We start from the raw sequence: 16,403 nt of genomic DNA on the forward strand, positions 1-16,403 counted from the left end.
GTATGAATGAAGAGGAGGATTTATATACGATTTTTCCTATTTTATAAGACTGAGAGGTTTTGTTATGTGGCGTAATAAAAATGTCTGGATTGTTCTAATCGGTGAGTTTATCGCTGGGCTTGGTTTGTGGCTTGGGATTCTTGGCAATCTAGAATTTATGCAGAAGTATGTACCTTCTGATTTTATGAAGTCGGTTATTTTATTTATTGGATTATTAGCCGGTGTTCTTGTTGGTCCGATGGCTGGTCGTGTTATCGATCAATACGAAAAAAAGAAAGTCCTTCTTTATGCTGGTTTCGGCCGTGTTATCAGTGTTATTTTTATGTTCTTCGCTATTCAATATGAAAGTATCGCCTTTATGATTGCCTTTATGATTGCCCTTCAAATTTCAGCGGCTTTTTATTTCCCTGCATTGCAGTCTGTTATTCCGCTTATTGTTCGTGAACATGAACTATTACAGATGAATGGTGTCCATATGAATATCGGAACAATCGCTCGTATTGCTGGAACCTCACTAGGTGGTGTTCTTCTTGTCGTTATGAGTTTACAGTACATGTACGCGTTCTCAATGGCAGCATACGCTTTATTATTCCTTTCGACCTTTTTCCTACGATTTGAAGATCAAAAATCAAATACATCAAGTAAAAAAGCAGCAAAAGATAATAGCTTTATGGAAGTATTTCGGATTTTAAGAGGAATCCCAGTTGCATTTCGGGCACTTATTTTAAGTATTATTCCCCTTTTATTCATCGCTGGTTTCAATTTAATGGTTATTAACATTAGCGAAATGCAACATGATCCGACAATTAAAGGGTTTATTTATACCATTGAAGGTGTGGCTTTTATGTTAGGAGCTTTCGTAATTAAGCGTTTATCTGATCATTTCCCACCTGATAAATTACTTTATTTCTTCGCCTTCTGTACTGCTTTTGCGCATCTCTCATTGTTCTTTAGTGATGTGAAATGGATGGCACTTGTATCATTTGGTCTATTTGGATTTAGCGTTGGCTGTTTCTTCCCTATCATGTCAACAATTTTCCAAACAAAAGTTGAAAAAAGTTATCATGGACGTCTTTTCTCATTCCGTAATATGTTTGAAAGGGTAATGTTCCAAATTGTCTTACTTGGAACTGGATTCTTCTTAGACACAATTGGGTTACGATATATGGTTCTTATTTTTGGCGCTATTTCATTATTAATTATTTTCATGTCGTTATCAAAGCACAAGCAGGCAAGTAAAAACACTTCCCAAGTATCGAACATGTAAAATCCATCTCCAAATTGAGATGGATTTTTCTCTTATTGTAAGAGATGACCTAAGTCTCCTGTTGTTATATTCCCACTATTTGCTTCATCTGTATCAATATGCATATCTAAGGCGTATGTATCTTTTACACGAATTAACACTTGATTAAAAATCAATCCTCTGTTTCCTTCTACTTTCACACTTGCATATTGTCCATCTTTCACTTGAAATTTTTCAGCATCTTGAGGTGTCATATGGATATGGCGCTCAGCGATGATTACACCTTTTTCAATTTTTAAAGAACCCTTTGGACCAATAAGAGTAATCCCTGGTGTTCCATCAATATTGCCTGATGCTCGAATCGGAGCATCCACTCCTAATTTACGTGCATCTGTTTTTGAAATTTCAACCTGTGTAAACTTTCGAATAGGACCAAGGATACGGACTTTTGGGATTTCCGCCTTTTCAGTCTTAATCGTTACTGTTTCTTTCGCTGCAAACTCTCCTGGTTGTGAAAGTTCTTTTGCAACCAGGAGCTCATATCCTTCCCCAAAAAGTTTTTCTAAATCTTCGCTTGTCAGATGGACATGCCGATTTGATACACCAATTGGAATTTGTTTCACCTTTAACACCTCTTCATTATGTGGTAGTATTCATACTCTTTAGCCTTCCCTTCTTTTTCTTTTTACACAACTGCGTTTTGAATTCTGACTCAAAAGTGATAAAATATAATTATGTGTTTTCAGAATAATAAAAGAATATAAAATTTAGAAAATGAAAGCACAGTTTTTTAGGAGGGGTTTTGATGACTTATACGTTAGCAGCTAGAATGAAAGCATTTCAATCTTCTATATTCAGTGAATTAGCAGCTTATAAAAAGGTAAAAATTGCAGCAGGTCACAAAATGATTGATTTGAGTATCGGCAATCCAGATATGCCTCCTGCTGATATTGTAAGAGAAGCTATGGTACATACAGCAAATGAAAAAGAAAGTTACGGTTATACTTTAACAGGTATTCAAGAATTCCATGAGTCAGTAACTGAATATTACGATAACAATCACAATGTTAAATTAGATCCAAACAATGAAGTTTTATTATTAATGGGTTCCCAAGATGGACTCGTTCACTTGCCTATGATTTTTGCAAATCCAGGTGATCTTATTTTAGTACCTGATCCTGGATATACAGCATATGAGACGGGTATTCAAATGGCAGGTGCAAAGCCTTACTTCATGCCTTTAAAGAAGGAAAATGATTTTTTACCTAATTTACAAGACGTTCCTGAGGAAATTGCTAAACAAGCAAAAATGATGATATTAAACTTCCCTGGAAATCCAGTTCCGGCAATGGCTCATGAAGATTTCTTCAAAGAGGTCATTGCATTCGCAAAACAGCACAATATCATTGTGGTACATGATTTCGCCTATGCAGAATTTTATTACGATGGAAAGAAACCAATCAGTTTCTTATCTGTTCCTGGCGCCAAAGAAGTTGGTGTTGAAATTAATTCCCTATCCAAAAGCTATAGCTTAGCTGGTAGCCGCATTGGTTATATGATTGGAAATGAAGAAATTGTAGGTGCACTAGCGCAATTTAAATCAAACACAGACTACGGAGTGTTCTTGCCAATTCAAAAGGCCGCATCAGTTGCCTTACGTAAAGGGGCCGATTTCTGCGCCAAAAATCGGATTATCTACCAAGAACGTAGAGATACTTTAGTTGATGGATTTGCTTCTTTCGGATGGCATGTTGATAGACCAGCTGGTAGTATGTTTGTTTGGGCTGAAATCCCAAAAGGCTGGACCTCATTAGACTTTACCTATGCACTAATGGATCGTGCGCATGTTGTTGTAACCCCTGGTCATGCTTTTGGACCACATGGTGAAGGATTCGTTCGTATCGCACTTGTTCAAGATAAAGAAGTGTTACAACAAGTTGTTGAAAATATTGAAAATAGCGGTATTTTCTCTCCCGAAAAGGCAGATGCATTAGTCAATAATTAATTACAAATCCCCTGCTTATTTTTAGCAGGGGCTATTATTTTCCCATTTAAGGATTAAAGATCGGAGACCTTTATGAATATCAAAAATATTAACGATACACTTCCTCATCGCTACCCATTTTTAATGATTGATAGAATCACAGAAATTGAAAATGAAAAATCCGTAAAAGGATATAAATTAATCACAAGTAACGAATGGTTTATAAATCCGAATCAAAACAGCATGCCACACATGCTAATTGTAGAGGCCCTTGCACAGCTTGGAGCATTTGTAGGAACAAGTGAGTCTACCGGATTAGGATTCCTCTCCTCATTAGACGGTGTAACATTTAATGGCACTGCTATACCTGGTGACAAGCTAGATTTACAATATGAAGTTCTGCGGAATAAACGAGGATTTGTTCTCGGGAAAGGAATTGCTTCTGTAAATGGTAAACCCATTGTTATAGTTGAAAAGTTATTAGTTTACATTACTTCATAAAGAGTGAATGATAGATGTTCATTATTATTACACAATGATAAGGAGTACAAAAATGAAGAGCACCGTCGGTATTGATGCTGGAGGAACACTAACAAAAATTGCTTATTTTAATGAAGAAAATGAATTGCATTTTAAAAAATTTTACTCTCATGAACAAATCAAAATTCAAGAGTGGTTAAATAAAAATAAGTATATAAATAGATTGTCTCTGACTGGTGGTAAAGCTGAACAGTTACAAACATTATTTTCTGCAACATACACTATAGAGTATGTTGCAGAATTCGATGCCACACTTGCAGGCGTTCACTATCTTATTAACAACGGAAATTATTCCATAAACAACTTTGTTTTAACAAATATCGGTACAGGAACATCCATTCATTATGTCCATAATAAAAATTATATTCGTGCTGGAGGAACTGGTATTGGTGGAGGCACTATCATGGGCTTGTCGAAACTATTAGCGAATATAGATCGTTTTGAAGAAGTAATCCAGCAGACAAAACTAGGTTCTAGGCAGAATCTCGATATAACAGTTGGAGATATTTATAGCGGGATTCTATCTCCTATTGATAGTAATTTAACAGCTAGTAATTTCGGAAAAGCTGCTATGAGTGAAGCTGATTATAACAACCCCGATTTACTCGCTACCCTTCAAGGTCTTGTTGGTGAAGTAGTTACTGCATTAAGCCTTCAATTTGCAGAAGCAAAAGATATGGATCATATCGTTTATATTGGATCTACACTATCAAATAATACACATCTACAAGAAATTATAGGTAGTTATACTTTGTATCAAAATAAAAAACCTATCTTCTTAGAAGATCACGGTTTTAGCGGGGCTATTGGTGCCTTACTGAGTATAGCCAAATAAATATATTACAAAGAAAAGAGCCTCTGTGAAAGAGAAAACATGAGTCAAAATTTCACATAATAAAAAAGCTGGTTTTTAGACCAGCTTTTTTATTTGAACTATAGCTCTACATATCCTTTTTCTCCACCAAGATATTGAAAACGATTTACACCAAACGCTTGCGCTACATATCCTCTCATCGCTTCAAACCCTTCACCAAAATAAGGAATAGGGTTTTTCAAAAACGAGATTGTTTTTTCTCCATCATAAATTTTAGCTTTTATTATATCTTTGTCTGAATGAAACGATATATATATTCCCTTATAATAATATTCATAATATCCCTCTTCATCCTGTTCACTCTTGTCTTCAAAAGGTATACATTCCATTTTATAAGTATCCCCATTAATATTTATTAATTCCATGTAATCCGCCCCTTTAAGGAAAACTTAGGTACATTAACATGTAACAACCTCTTTTATTCCGCTTCTATATTTTCTTGTAACAATACGTTTTTGGAGAAACAGACTGTAAAAATTCATTCATCTCCCCTACAGAATAAATATATAACTCATGCATCGCACGCGTACAAGCGGTATAAAATAACTTACGTTCACTTTCTCGGCTGTATTTTTCCTCTGATGCATCGTAGATAATGACCGCATCAAACTCTACCCCTTTCGATAAATACGATGGGATAATCAAAATACCTTCATCAAACGAACTCGTTTCTTTCTTAATGAGGCGAACTGGTAATGATGTTTGTAGGGCATAGTACGCATCTTCGCTTTCTTCCGCTGTTTTACAAATAACCGCGATTGTTCTGTGACCACTTTGCTTCAATTGTTCGATTTGGTCCACAATCTTTTTATGATGAGCTTCTCCTTCTTTCACTTCTGTTATAATCGGTTGTTTTCCTTCACGCTGAAACGGTTCAATTTCATCACCGTCAATTAACTGCTTCGTAAATTCAATAATTTGCTTTGTAGAGCGATAACTACGCGTAAGAACAATTTTTTCACTTAGTTCTTCCCCATACAAGGTACTTAACTGTGAAAATTCATTCTCTGACGCATGTTCATAAATGGTCTGATTAAAATCGCCTAGTATCGTCATTTTTGTATGAGGGAATATTCGTTTTAAAAATGCATATTGAAATGCAGAATAATCCTGCGCTTCATCAATAAATATGTGCTGCACAGATGTATTTTTTTGTAATTCTTCTAGTTGGTCTTTCATGTATAAATAAGGCGTTGCATCTTCATACGCCATATAAAAACCTTGCATTTTTTCTATTGTTTCTCCGCATATTTCATCCCATTTTTGTGGTAATTTATATTCTTCTACAAGTTGCTTAGCAAACTCGGGATCTTTAAATAACTGTATATAGAGTGCTGATGTATGAATAAATTGTAATTTTTTCACACGTCTTCGGAGCGGTTTAAAATATTTTTTCACAACAATAGCTGCTAACATATTTTGTTCACGTTCAAAATCATCAAACGTACCATCGGAATATTCTTGTCTTTTCTGTAATTTCCGATGAACTTTTGCGTATGTTTCTTTATCTAATAACTGTACTTCTTCTTCCACCCAAAGTTTTTTTCTCTCTATTTTTTCTTGCTCCTTCAGCTCCTTTAACAACCACTCAGAAATTAACTTTATTCGATTCGGAATCCGTATTGAAGGATCAAATTTATAAAATTGTTCTTTTATTTGTTCTTTAGAGATTAATACTTCCCCTCTAAATTTTATATCTTTAAATAACATACCTTCTCGTTTTAAATAAGATACATACTGATCTACTACTTCAATAAAATCAGAACTTGCTTTATATCTAATCCCTTCTAATCGTGTTTTATAACTCTTTTCTTCCATTCTTGTCAGTACATATTCCATTTGTGTAAATGGATCTTCTAATTCAAATTTCTTATCAATATGACGCTCTAAGTATTCTTGGAATGTCGTTTGCTTCATATTGTCTTCACCAAGTTCCGGCAATACTGTAGATACATAGCTATTAAACATCGAGTTTGGAGAAAAGAGAACGATTTGATCGGCGTGTAATGTCTCTCGATAACGATATAATAAATATGCAACGCGCTGAAGAGCTGCCGATGTTTTACCGCTTCCTGCAGCTCCTTGAACAACAAGTAAACGACTCTTTTCATTCCGGATAATTTGGTTTTGTTCCTTTTGAATTGTTGAAACAATGCTTTTCATTTGTGTATTGGCGTTATTTCCTAATACTTCTTGTAGCAATTTATCGCCAATCGTCACTCCTGTATCAAACATACTTACAATTCGACCATTCCGAATAACATATTGCCTTTTTAATGTCATTTCACCCGAAATCGTATCATTAGGTGCTTCGTATTTAGCTCTTCCTACAGAATAGTCATAATACAAACTTGATATAGGGGCTCGCCAGTCATACACAAGAAATTGTTCTGTCTGTTCATCGTAGAATGAGTGAATACCAAGATAAATAGCATCCTCACTTTTTTCACCGTCTTCTAAAAAATCTACCCTTCCAAAGTATGGTGATTGCTGTAATCTTTGTAATCCTTTTAGTTGATTGTAAGCATGGCGGTGACTTTGCTCTCGTTCAGATAATAACTCTGCTTGTTGTTTGATACTTGCTGCCGTTTCGATAGCCTCTTCTGTATTATCAACATTCACAGTTACATCGTCCCAAAAATGTTTTCGAATCTGGACAACATCTTTTGTTGCTGCACTTGTATATTGCTCTAATGTATCAATATGTTTTTCAATCTTTCCAACTACTTCTTTCACACGATGTTGTTCCTGTTTCCACTCTTGACCTGTTTTCCCCATATTGCCACTCCTTATCAACTAATCGTTCTGATGCTCATTGTTTGATGCTATAACAAATTCAATAAAAAGTTTGACAAACAAGCATTTAATTTGTTATAATTAAATTGGGTAATTATTGAGTTTTCGCAAAAATAAACGATGAGCGTTTTTCCATTTTAACACATATATATGAAAAATCAATAAAAAGGAGATACAAATTTGTATCTCCTTTTTATTTTGGAAGTTCCACTTCAAATTCTATTATTGATTCTCCATCTTCTCCAATACGTTCAACACTTACTTTTTCAATTATACATCGCAATCGCGTGCTTAATTTCAGCATCTTCTCTGCGATTTTTATTGCCCGTTGTTCATTTTCTTTTCGTCCAACTGTAACGTGTGGTATATAAGGTATATCACTTCGCAAAAATTCCGTCAAAGGCCCTTTGTATAACTCATCATGTAACTCTCTTACCTGTTCCCTTCCCTTTTTCAACATGTAAGAACAAGTACTCACCTTCATGACTTATTCGATCAATAAGCTCAATTTCTATTGGATGAATCCCTTGCAATTTCCGGGCTATATGCGCTCTTAGTTCATCATTAGAAAGTGCACTTTCAAAAGGAAACACAAGTATAATATGTGGTTGAATGAATCCAAATAAAGGATCATGCTTTTTTCTAATTGCTTCAATTTCATCTATTTGCGCCTCACCTAGAAAAAGTAAAATAGTACGCACTCTCCACCCTCCCTCCAACGAAACAAAAAACTCAGCTCTATGAAACTGCACGAAAAACTTTTCTAAACTTCATATAACAAGCAATTCTCCATGGAACTATATAAGAAATCGCAACAACATAAAACAATAACCCTATCGTTTGCTGATCCAAATCAATTATATATTGCCTAGAAACGTACCTTAAAATTACAATCCCAATAAAAGTAATGAGAAAAGCTACACTTTTCTTCGTATAGACATTCCCATCTTCCCTTCTCTCATAATTTGTAAGTATAATAAGTGGAATCGCGAAAAAAATTCCAAATAACATCGCAAAGCCAATGTATACTGCAGCCGGATGAATAGGACCAAAAAACATTAAAATTCCTGGTGATAAAAAAAGCAGTGGTAATAAAATTCGTTTACCATTTCCCTTTATCGGTCTATGCATAGAGCGATAACGCCGCCATAAAATCAATAATGCAATACATAAAAACATCGTTATTAACGAAGATGTATCTCCCATATGTTTTCCTTCTCTCCTAAAATATTTTATCTAACACTGCTATACAATTTATTAAACCGTTTGTTCTAAAGAAATTTTTCGAATACATATACCACTAATCACAAAGTAAAACACGATTAGCCCACTGGAAATGATTATGAACGAAGGTATATTCATCAAAACTTCAGTTTTTGTAAGGGTCAATTTTAGCCCACTGTCATAACATACGCTTGTTAAGCCTATAAAAAAGATTGAACCAACTCCACATCCAATCCAATTAAATCTCTGCTGAAAAATAACAATTCCTTGAAAAAGACTCGCTATAGTAACATAAAGTAAAAACTGTACAAAAAACTGCTCAATTGAACCTCCTATCAAACTAGCACTTTCCACACGATAAAATAAGTCCTGTAAGAAAACCATTTGAAACAGTGAAAAAAACGCTGCTTGTAAAGCAATATAACAAACTGATCCAATGAAAAACTGTAACCTTGTTGTCCCAAACGAAACAGCTAAGCGAAATACATCTAGCTGTATAAAGAAAGTGCTCACTACAATAAAAAATATAATGGCAATAGAAGGATTGTTGAAAACATCTTGTAAAAAGCCAACTCGTATATCTTTTATATCTATTAAACTCGTTGAACCTTTTATGATTAACGCTACAATCCAAAATATTAAAATAGCTTTATAATGATAATTAATGTGTAATTTCAACTGATTCATTAGCATCTTCACTTTACGTCACCATCCGTTATATAAATAAATAATTTCTGAAGCGACACTCCCTCAATTTCTAACTCTTCACTTTCAAGATATTTATAGTCTTCTTTAGAAAGCTCTCCCCATATAACACCAATCCTTTTATTTCCAAACAATTCTCGGTATACAACATTTTTATTTATCATAAATTCATCCACTTTATCTTTTCGCCCTGATATGTAATGGCCTTGCTGTAATAAATCTTCAACTGCTGATTGAACAACTACTTCCCCTTCTTTCAAAATCAGCACATCTTCTACAACATGCGCTACCTCTTCTACTAAATGCGTTGATAAAATAATTGTTCGGGGATGATTGCCATAGTCTTCTAACAACATACTGTAAAATAATTCTCGGTGCGCTGCATCCAAACCGGTAGTCGGCTCATCAAAAATGGTAATAGGTGCCCTACTTGCTAATCCTTTAATGATTCCGACAACAGTCTGCATGCCATGTGATAATTTATCGTACTTTTGGTTTACATCTATTTGAAACTTTACTGCAAGTTCCTCCGCAAACTTCTGATCCCAATTTTTATAAAACATGTTACATAACTTAAAAATTTCTTTCACTTTATAATTCGAATAAATCTCTTCTTTCACTTTTACAAAACAAATATTTTGTAAAAGTGACTATTTTCATACACATTTTCATTAAATATTGATACACTACCTTTACTTGAAACGATTTGTCCAGTAAGAAGGTGAAGTAGCGTTGTTTTCCCCGCTCCATTTCTACCAAGCAAACCATATATCTTATGCTCTTCCAATGAAAAGGTTAATCCATTTATAGCCATCTTTTTCTTATATTGTTTTGTCAATTCTTCAGTTTTCACTACAATTGTCATTCTTTTCCCTCCTTTGTAACCATTTGAATCATTTTGATTAGCTCTTCTTTAGAGATTTCAAGTACCTCCGCTTCCTTCCACACTTTAGGCAAAAATTCATTCCTAAAAGCACTTTGTCGCTTCTTTAGTACCACTTCCTTCGCTCCCTTTGCAACAAACATCCCAATCCCTCTCTTTTTATATAAAATACCTTCATCGACTAACAAATTTACTCCTTTCGCCGCTGTCGCCGGATTGATTTGCAGCAATTTTGCAAATTGATTTGTTGACGGAACCTTTTCTTCTTCAAGCAGTATTCCCTTTAAAATATCCGACTCAATGGTTTCTGCAATTTGTATGTATATTAACTTATTTTGTTCAAGAGATTGTTTCATACCTTCCCCCTTAGGTTCATAGGTTCATTACTTATGCAATTAACCATATCACAAGAATATATTTCCATTCAATATTTTTCCATAATTTTTTCGCAAAAAAGAAGTATCATACCTTAAAGAATGATACTTCTTTATAAAACCGTTGTATTTTCTATACTGAACCTCAAGTTCTTTTCATTCAAACCATTTTGACAAAAATCAAACTTCTTTCCCTTTAATAATTTTGTTCGATCTACTACCTGTCCTAGATGATAACTTGTATGCTCAATACCTTATCAAAACTTCCTTTCAAAACATACGCATTTTAATCAAAATTAAAAATTTTCATTTTTTATGTTTACAATTATCCATTAATTGTATATACTTACTAACGTAAGAAAAAAATTCTAAAAGGAGGTCGAATAAAATGATGAAATTACAATTACATGTTGCATCTATTTTACAATTAAATATGAATTCGACCACCCTAATGGAGAATTGAAAATCGTTCGGTATTTTCTTTAATTAGCAAATTCGCCACAGGAGGTCGTATACTTTCCTGTGGCTTTTTCATGCCTGTCACAGGAGAATTATATCTTCCTGTGGCTTTTTTGTGCGATTTTTTAATCTCTAACACTATTTCTTTTCGGAAGGAGCAAATATTCAATGACTTTTCACGTACTTTTTTTCAGTATTACAATCCAACGAAAGCAATTATCTGAAGTTGAAATGTTACACGATCAACACATTCAAAAGACTATGAATGACATAAAGGAGCGTCAATGTCCTTACAGTAGTCACCTGTAATTCCTTTACGAAAGGAGGAATTCATTTATGACGATTCATATTTTCTTTTTTACGTTTGCTCTTCAGAAAAAATCTTTATCTGAAACTGAGATTTTACGTAAACAACAATTAAAAGCGATTACGGACGAAGTAAAAGATCGCAAGAGTTCTTATTATAATCAAATGTATTAAAAATTAATTTATAAAAGGAGCAATCTTCTGATGAAATTTCGAGTATTCTTTTTAACCATTACTGTTCACAAAAGTAAAGTCTCTGAAACTGAAATTTTACAAGAACAGCAAATCAAAAAAATGATGGATGAAGTGAAAGAACGTCAAGTTTCTTATTACAACGATATGTACTAAAAATTTATATAAAAAGGAGCAATCACCTTATGAAATTCCAAGTTTTCTTTTTAACGATTACAATTCACAAAAACAAATTTTCCGAGTTCGAAATGTTACACGATCAACACATTCAAAATGCTATGGATGAAGTGAAAGAACGTCAAGTCCCTTATTGTAGTCACCTATAATTCCTTTACGAAAGGAGGAATTCATTTATGAAATTTCATGTTTTCTTTTTAACGATTAGCATTCAAAAGATGCGGTTATCTGAAGCTGAAATTGTGCAAGAACAGCAATATAAAAAGATTATGGATGACATTCGAGATCGTAGAAGCAAATATTATACACATCTATAATGATGCGATTTAAATCTTATGAGAGGAGAGGATTAAGATGTTAATGGCGCGTTGTAAAGAAATGATTTGGATTATTGAGAGGGATTCCACATAGTCCAATGTATGATATTTTAAAAGGCTATTTTTTTCAAATAAACACGAAAAAATCACACAATAAAAACGCCTAATTTCCATTTAAAACTAGGTGTTTTTATTGTGATACCTAAAGTTAACTTTCATCCTCATTTATAACAAGGTAGTAATTTTCTCTAGTATTCCCACGTCTTCAAGTAATCTTTTAAATCATGCGGATGAACTTTCGCACAGCCCCCACCCCAATGCGGGTATATACTTGTGCAATTCCCTCTTCTATTAATCTTGAGTTTTCAACCTTCAAATCGTTCAATTGCGAAAATGCCGTAAATAACGTCTCTGTGTCTAGATTATTTGGTGAGGAACAAAATGCGTATGTAAAATCATAAAATAATGACCCCACCATCGGCGAAGGATCAATAATTCCATTCAACACTTCATGATGAAACAAAAAATTATGAATACTGGCGTCATCATGTAGAAACTATTTTTCTTCTTGATCTTCCCATTTTGATCAGGAATGAACAAAAGCTATCACTTTCTCATAGTCTTCTTTTAGTAATATGCCACTCGTGATACCTCTCCTCTATAAAATCAAGAAGGATACATCGCTTAACAAGCAATGTATCCTTCTTGATTCATATGAATTCTTTTTATTTCCGATTATTTCTTTTCATCTTAAATAATCTCACCAAGTTTGAAACAACTGTTTTTGTCACAGCGTAAGCTGGTACTGCTAAAATCATCCCAATAATACCCGCGAAATTACCTACACCAAGAATTAACACAATAATTGTTAAAGGATGGATATTTAATTTCGAACTCATAATACGCGGTGAAATGATGTTACTCTCAAATTGTTGTACAATTGTTACGATAACAATTACCCACAATGCTTGCATTGGAGATACAAATAATCCAACAATTACAGCTGGTGCTGCCCCAATAAAAGGTCCTAAATTCGGGATAATATTTGTAAATGCCGCTATAATACCTAAAACAAAAGCATATGGCAAATCCATGATGACATATCCGATAAATGTAAATGCACCGACGAATAAACAAACGAGCGCTTGCCCCTGAATATAGGCAGACAACGTTTCACCTGTTTCTTTTATAATACGAAGTCCTTCTTCACGATACGATTCTGGTAAAAAACTAACAGCTTTTCCTGGAAATGCATGACCATCTTTAAACATGTAAAACAAGATAAATGGTACTGTAAATACGACTAATGCAACGTTTGTAATAATACCGAATAAAGCCGTTGCACTCGACGTTATTGTATTTGGTATCTCTTTTAAATACTCAATTGCGTTTTTTTCAATCGTTTCAATTGATACATAATCTTGTGTAGCCAGCCATTCAAATAGCCTATGATGAGATAATTCTTGTATGTATACTTTCCCCTCTTTAATATATGTTGGCATGTTTTTCACTAGGTCCATTAGCTGCTGTGAAATCGTTGGAACGACTACACCAATTGCAACTGCTGCCAGTGTAATGATAAAAACATATAACAACAATATCGCTAAACTTCTAGGAACTTTTTTCGCCTCTAAAAACACTAACACTGGATTAAAGATGAAATATAAAAACATAGCAATTAAAATTGGGAAAAATAAAGTGGAAATGAATATGCCAATCGGTTGAAATAAAAATGATATTTTTGTGCAAATAAATATAATTCCTACAACCATTAGCACTTCTAATGTCCAAAAGTGCACTTTCGATTTCAAAAAAACGTCCTCCTTTAAACTAGCACTTCCCTATATTGTATCAAAACATCCATGAATTTTACATGCTATTTTCACCTTCAATGTTCCAAAATGCGAATAAATACACTACAATGAGATTACATACAAATTTGCAGGGTAAAAGGTGATAAATATGACGCAATGTATTATTTGCAGAAAAGAAACGAAAGAACTTAGTGAACAACATGTTATCCCAGAGATTTTATGTGGACATTATTTTACAAATTCAATTTGTGATACTTGTTATGAACATCTCATAACAAACGTGGATCGACCATTAATTCGGCATAAACTGATTCAATATAAAATCGAACAAATGAAACAACAAATTGATTCTCCTCTTTATACGAATGAATATGGTCAAGAATTAGCTGCGGCAGAAACTGAAGAAGTTGAAACAAACGATGAAATATACTATTCTAATGAATTAATTATGAAACTATGTAAAAAACATGATATTTCATTGCATAATGAAATTTGGAAAGAAGAGCGCGTAACAAAAGTAGCAAGCTCAATTCAACGTGAATTACTTTTAGATAACCGTAAATATAAAATGAGTATCTTAAAAATGGCTTATACATTCGCAGTACATACAATTGACGGTTATTTTAATGATCCAGATGCGATTGATATTTCTACTATTATATCGAATGTTGACTTTATCGAATTAAAAGAACGAAGCATTGTTCGTGATCTAAGTAAAAGTTCATTGTGGAATACCCTCAATACAACTAGCGATAATCACTACTTTATTTTATTAAGTGACAAAGATGGTCTATTCTGCTTCATTCGTCTATTTGATATTTTTGATGTTGTTGTCCATCTTTCTAGAAAAAAATATCAACTTCCATCTCCAATTGTTGGAGTGAATGATATAGAAAAACAAGAATTCTATATTGAAAATTTAAAACAATACATGGATAAGTTATTTAAACAAAAAAGCCCAAAAACTCATATCTAATTACAAACTAGAACATACGGTCTCCTTTCTTGATGAAAAGACACTATGTTATAATGTGTATGAAAAGAACAATACAATCACATAAAATAATTATAAATTGTATATAAATAAAAAAGACTAGTGTGCGGCTACACACCAGTCTATGTAACTTAGCAGATTGGATTGTTCATTTATCCTATTTGTTTCTTACAAACGAGACAACCCACATTCTATTGGCATAGGTGGGTTGTTATTTTTTGAGCTTGTCAATTAATACGACAACAAACGTTAACAATGCAACGAGAAATAATCCGCCTTGCAGTAACAACGCAATTTCACTCATTTATTATCACCTCCCTTCTATCCGGAGAAGTGATAATTGAACAACCAACCATACCATAAGTTACCTCTTAATTTTATCATATTTTCTAATCTTTTACGATGAAAACCGGCAAGTCTCTCGCTTGCCGGTTTTACTGATTCCTATTCTTTTATTCTCCATCTTGGACTAGTTTTCCAACAATCGCTTCATAAAATTCCCGCTCATCATCCACATTTACATGTACACGATTCACCTTTTTGGTAAACCCATATAATAACTGCGCTGTTAACGGCTCTTTTAATTTTATTTCAAAAGTAGCCGGTTCCTTTATAAATTCCATTACCGTTGCTTCGAATACTTCTTTTCCTTCTTCCTTCGTTAATACCTCGCCTTTATAAAATGTAATCTCCTTTATTTGAGTAAATGGGATTATGATTTTCTTCCCAAATCCAACTTGGATAATTACTTCCGTTTCCGTCATCATATATGGATTCGTACGAATTGCTTGTATCTCAGCTAAAAAATAAAGAATTCCATATATATTTACAATAAGTAAGCTCCAAGCAACTACCTCATTCCACTGATGAAGTAAATAATGAAATCCAATTGATTCAATTAATGTTGCGTGAATCAGCATAATATAAAACGGGATTGCTCCGGTCTTTTTATGATATGAAAAAACATGCTGACTTTCCGGCATCTTTGTACGCCACGAGAATAAAGCGTAGTAAAATAATTTACATTCCGAAACAATAACATCTACTACAGTATTTCTTTTCAACACAGTATCAAAGGCTTTATCAATTGCAAAGGAAAATGATGGATATTCGTTCTTATATTGTTTATAACATCGTATAACCGTAGGCAAAGCTCTAGCAATCTTATACAGCATAAATAACTCTAAACCTATAAACGCAATTTCTCCTGCCACTAAAATATAAGAAACAAACGAAAACGACTGTAAATAATCGCTTGGAATAACAAATCTTGCGGCAATATAACCTGCTATTACAACTGGAAATATATAAGTTAACGAATAGCGTTTACGTATAATAAAGAAATACGTAATGACTGGAATGACAATAAGAAAATCTAACAAGGACCCTAACACCATTTCCTTCGGTACAGCGGGTACAATAGGAAGTGTATATGCTAGATAATTTGATATTACAATTAAAGCTATAAAACCAATCGAAATATTTCTTCTTTTACGTGAAATGGATTTACTCATATAA

The 16,403-nt window shown here is 33.5% G+C and carries 19 protein-coding genes and 2 pseudogenes; 10 read left to right on the top strand and 11 right to left on the bottom strand.

Annotated features, from left to right (window positions below):
* Positions 1-64: 64 nt before the first annotated feature.
* Positions 65-1,267, top strand: coding sequence for an MFS transporter (locus BPMYX0001_RS12050; RefSeq protein WP_006095102.1), 1,203 nt, complete (start codon positions 65-67; stop codon positions 1,265-1,267).
* A 32-nt stretch (positions 1,268-1,299) separates the two neighbouring features.
* Here the strand turns inward: BPMYX0001_RS12050 and pduL are convergent, their stop codons facing one another.
* On the bottom strand, positions 1,300-1,869 hold the full coding sequence (gene pduL / locus BPMYX0001_RS12055; protein ID WP_018780675.1) for a phosphate propanoyltransferase: 570 nt from the start codon (positions 1,867-1,869) through the stop codon (positions 1,300-1,302).
* 182 nt (positions 1,870-2,051) lie between these two features.
* Between pduL and BPMYX0001_RS12060 the strand changes: the two genes are divergently transcribed.
* The 3 genes from BPMYX0001_RS12060 (at position 2,052) to coaW (ending at position 4,605) form a co-directional block, all read left to right on the top strand.
* Positions 2,052-3,251 carry an LL-diaminopimelate aminotransferase gene (locus tag BPMYX0001_RS12060; protein ID WP_006095104.1) on the top strand — a complete coding sequence of 400 codons (1,200 nt, stop codon included), beginning with the start codon at positions 2,052-2,054 and terminating at the stop codon, positions 3,249-3,251.
* 72 nt (positions 3,252-3,323) lie between these two features.
* On the top strand, positions 3,324-3,731 hold the full coding sequence (locus BPMYX0001_RS12065; protein ID WP_006095105.1) for a 3-hydroxyacyl-ACP dehydratase FabZ family protein: 408 nt from the start codon (positions 3,324-3,326) through the stop codon (positions 3,729-3,731).
* Positions 3,732-3,783: 52 nt separating this feature from the next.
* Positions 3,784-4,605 carry a type II pantothenate kinase gene (gene coaW, locus BPMYX0001_RS12070; RefSeq protein ID WP_033798932.1) on the top strand — a complete coding sequence of 274 codons (822 nt, stop codon included), beginning with the start codon at positions 3,784-3,786 and terminating at the stop codon, positions 4,603-4,605.
* A gap of 98 nt (positions 4,606-4,703) precedes the next feature.
* Here coaW and BPMYX0001_RS12075 read toward each other — a convergent pair whose 3' ends face one another.
* The 7 genes and pseudogenes from BPMYX0001_RS12075 to BPMYX0001_RS12105 form a co-directional block, all read right to left on the bottom strand.
* Positions 4,704-5,009 (bottom strand): hypothetical protein, encoded by a 306-nt coding sequence (locus tag BPMYX0001_RS12075; protein ID WP_018780678.1) that lies wholly within the window; start codon positions 5,007-5,009, stop codon positions 4,704-4,706.
* A 64-nt stretch (positions 5,010-5,073) separates the two neighbouring features.
* Positions 5,074-7,422, bottom strand: coding sequence for an RNA polymerase recycling motor HelD (gene helD / locus BPMYX0001_RS12080; protein WP_006095108.1), 2,349 nt, complete (start codon positions 7,420-7,422; stop codon positions 5,074-5,076).
* A 211-nt stretch (positions 7,423-7,633) separates the two neighbouring features.
* Positions 7,634-8,141 (bottom strand): annotated as a pseudogene (locus BPMYX0001_RS29415) (2'-5' RNA ligase family protein).
* Between the two features lie 37 nt (positions 8,142-8,178).
* A complete protein-coding gene (locus BPMYX0001_RS12090; protein WP_006095111.1) occupies positions 8,179-8,646 on the bottom strand; it encodes a CcdC family protein in 468 nt (155 codons plus the stop codon).
* Between the two features lie 51 nt (positions 8,647-8,697).
* Positions 8,698-9,357 (bottom strand): DUF4052 family protein, encoded by a 660-nt coding sequence (locus BPMYX0001_RS12095; RefSeq protein ID WP_006095112.1) that lies wholly within the window; start codon positions 9,355-9,357, stop codon positions 8,698-8,700.
* Between the two features lie 2 nt (positions 9,358-9,359).
* Positions 9,360-10,234, bottom strand: a pseudogene (locus BPMYX0001_RS29420) (ABC transporter ATP-binding protein).
* The gene (locus BPMYX0001_RS12105) at positions 10,231-10,608 is read right to left on the bottom strand and encodes a GntR family transcriptional regulator (protein ID WP_006095115.1); all 378 of its coding nucleotides are present in this window, start codon (positions 10,606-10,608) and stop codon (positions 10,231-10,233) included. Before BPMYX0001_RS12105 ends, BPMYX0001_RS29420 begins: the two are co-directional and overlap by 4 nt.
* A 645-nt stretch (positions 10,609-11,253) precedes the next feature.
* Between BPMYX0001_RS12105 and BPMYX0001_RS30755 the strand changes: the two genes are divergently transcribed.
* The 5 genes from BPMYX0001_RS30755 to BPMYX0001_RS12125 are packed head-to-tail and all read left to right on the top strand — an operon-like array spanning position 11,254 to position 12,077.
* Positions 11,254-11,394, top strand: a complete 141-nt coding sequence (locus BPMYX0001_RS30755) for a YrzI family small protein (protein ID WP_016115192.1) — start codon at positions 11,254-11,256, stop codon at positions 11,392-11,394.
* A 27-nt stretch (positions 11,395-11,421) separates the two neighbouring features.
* Entirely contained in the window at positions 11,422-11,565 is a 144-nt protein-coding gene (locus BPMYX0001_RS12110; RefSeq protein ID WP_003198152.1) for a YrzI family small protein, read from the top strand.
* Positions 11,566-11,595: 30 nt separating this feature from the next.
* Complete coding sequence (locus BPMYX0001_RS12115; RefSeq protein ID WP_006095116.1) at positions 11,596-11,739, top strand: YrzI family small protein; 144 nt, start codon at positions 11,596-11,598, stop codon at positions 11,737-11,739.
* Between the two features lie 29 nt (positions 11,740-11,768).
* Positions 11,769-11,909, top strand: coding sequence for a YrzI family small protein (locus BPMYX0001_RS12120; RefSeq protein WP_006095117.1), 141 nt, complete (start codon positions 11,769-11,771; stop codon positions 11,907-11,909).
* Between the two features lie 27 nt (positions 11,910-11,936).
* A complete protein-coding gene (locus tag BPMYX0001_RS12125) occupies positions 11,937-12,077 on the top strand; it encodes a YrzI family small protein (RefSeq protein WP_006095118.1) in 141 nt (46 codons plus the stop codon).
* A gap of 725 nt (positions 12,078-12,802) precedes the next feature.
* Here BPMYX0001_RS12125 and BPMYX0001_RS12130 read toward each other — a convergent pair.
* Positions 12,803-13,888, bottom strand: coding sequence for an AI-2E family transporter (locus tag BPMYX0001_RS12130; protein WP_033797807.1), 1,086 nt, complete (start codon positions 13,886-13,888; stop codon positions 12,803-12,805).
* 151 nt (positions 13,889-14,039) lie between these two features.
* Between BPMYX0001_RS12130 and BPMYX0001_RS12135 the strand changes: the two genes are divergently transcribed.
* A complete protein-coding gene (locus tag BPMYX0001_RS12135; protein ID WP_003207379.1) occupies positions 14,040-14,867 on the top strand; it encodes an HNH endonuclease in 828 nt (275 codons plus the stop codon).
* 229 nt (positions 14,868-15,096) lie between these two features.
* On the opposite strand, the gene BPMYX0001_RS34010 is transcribed toward BPMYX0001_RS12135, so the two are convergent.
* Positions 15,097-15,189: a putative holin-like toxin gene (locus BPMYX0001_RS34010; RefSeq protein WP_001289320.1), complete on the bottom strand. Its 93-nt coding sequence runs from the start codon at positions 15,187-15,189 to the stop codon at positions 15,097-15,099.
* Positions 15,190-15,337: 148 nt separating this feature from the next.
* A complete protein-coding gene (locus tag BPMYX0001_RS12140; protein ID WP_006095121.1) occupies positions 15,338-16,399 on the bottom strand; it encodes a hypothetical protein in 1,062 nt (353 codons plus the stop codon).
* Between the last annotated feature and the right edge of the window lie 4 nt (positions 16,400-16,403).

This window comes from Bacillus pseudomycoides DSM 12442 (assembly GCF_000161455.1).
GTDB lineage: Bacteria > Bacillota > Bacilli > Bacillales > Bacillaceae_G > Bacillus_A > Bacillus_A pseudomycoides.

Bases quoted from the DNA above. Each gene is read 5' to 3' on its own strand.
- BPMYX0001_RS12050 (WP_006095102.1), top strand. From the start codon at position 65: ATGTGGCGTAATAAAAATGTCTGGATTGTTCTAATCGGTGAGTTTATC.
- BPMYX0001_RS12060 (WP_006095104.1), top strand. From the start codon at position 2,052: ATGACTTATACGTTAGCAGCTAGAATGAAAGCATTTCAATCTTCTATA.
- BPMYX0001_RS12065 (WP_006095105.1), top strand. From the start codon at position 3,324: ATGAATATCAAAAATATTAACGATACACTTCCTCATCGCTACCCATTT.
- coaW (WP_033798932.1), top strand. From the start codon at position 3,784: ATGAAGAGCACCGTCGGTATTGATGCTGGAGGAACACTAACAAAAATT.
- BPMYX0001_RS12075 (WP_018780678.1), bottom strand. From the start codon at position 5,009: ATGGAATTAATAAATATTAATGGGGATACTTATAAAATGGAATGTATA.
- helD (WP_006095108.1), bottom strand. From the start codon at position 7,422: ATGGGGAAAACAGGTCAAGAGTGGAAACAGGAACAACATCGTGTGAAA.
- BPMYX0001_RS12090 (WP_006095111.1), bottom strand. From the start codon at position 8,646: ATGGGAGATACATCTTCGTTAATAACGATGTTTTTATGTATTGCATTA.
- BPMYX0001_RS12095 (WP_006095112.1), bottom strand. From the start codon at position 9,357: ATGCTAATGAATCAGTTGAAATTACACATTAATTATCATTATAAAGCT.
- BPMYX0001_RS12105 (WP_006095115.1), bottom strand. From the start codon at position 10,608: ATGAAACAATCTCTTGAACAAAATAAGTTAATATACATACAAATTGCA.
- BPMYX0001_RS30755 (WP_016115192.1), top strand. From the start codon at position 11,254: ATGACTTTTCACGTACTTTTTTTCAGTATTACAATCCAACGAAAGCAA.
- BPMYX0001_RS12110 (WP_003198152.1), top strand. From the start codon at position 11,422: ATGACGATTCATATTTTCTTTTTTACGTTTGCTCTTCAGAAAAAATCT.
- BPMYX0001_RS12115 (WP_006095116.1), top strand. From the start codon at position 11,596: ATGAAATTTCGAGTATTCTTTTTAACCATTACTGTTCACAAAAGTAAA.
- BPMYX0001_RS12120 (WP_006095117.1), top strand. From the start codon at position 11,769: ATGAAATTCCAAGTTTTCTTTTTAACGATTACAATTCACAAAAACAAA.
- BPMYX0001_RS12125 (WP_006095118.1), top strand. From the start codon at position 11,937: ATGAAATTTCATGTTTTCTTTTTAACGATTAGCATTCAAAAGATGCGG.
- BPMYX0001_RS12135 (WP_003207379.1), top strand. From the start codon at position 14,040: ATGACGCAATGTATTATTTGCAGAAAAGAAACGAAAGAACTTAGTGAA.
- BPMYX0001_RS34010 (WP_001289320.1), bottom strand. From the start codon at position 15,189: ATGAGTGAAATTGCGTTGTTACTGCAAGGCGGATTATTTCTCGTTGCA.
- BPMYX0001_RS12140 (WP_006095121.1), bottom strand. From the start codon at position 16,399: ATGAGTAAATCCATTTCACGTAAAAGAAGAAATATTTCGATTGGTTTT.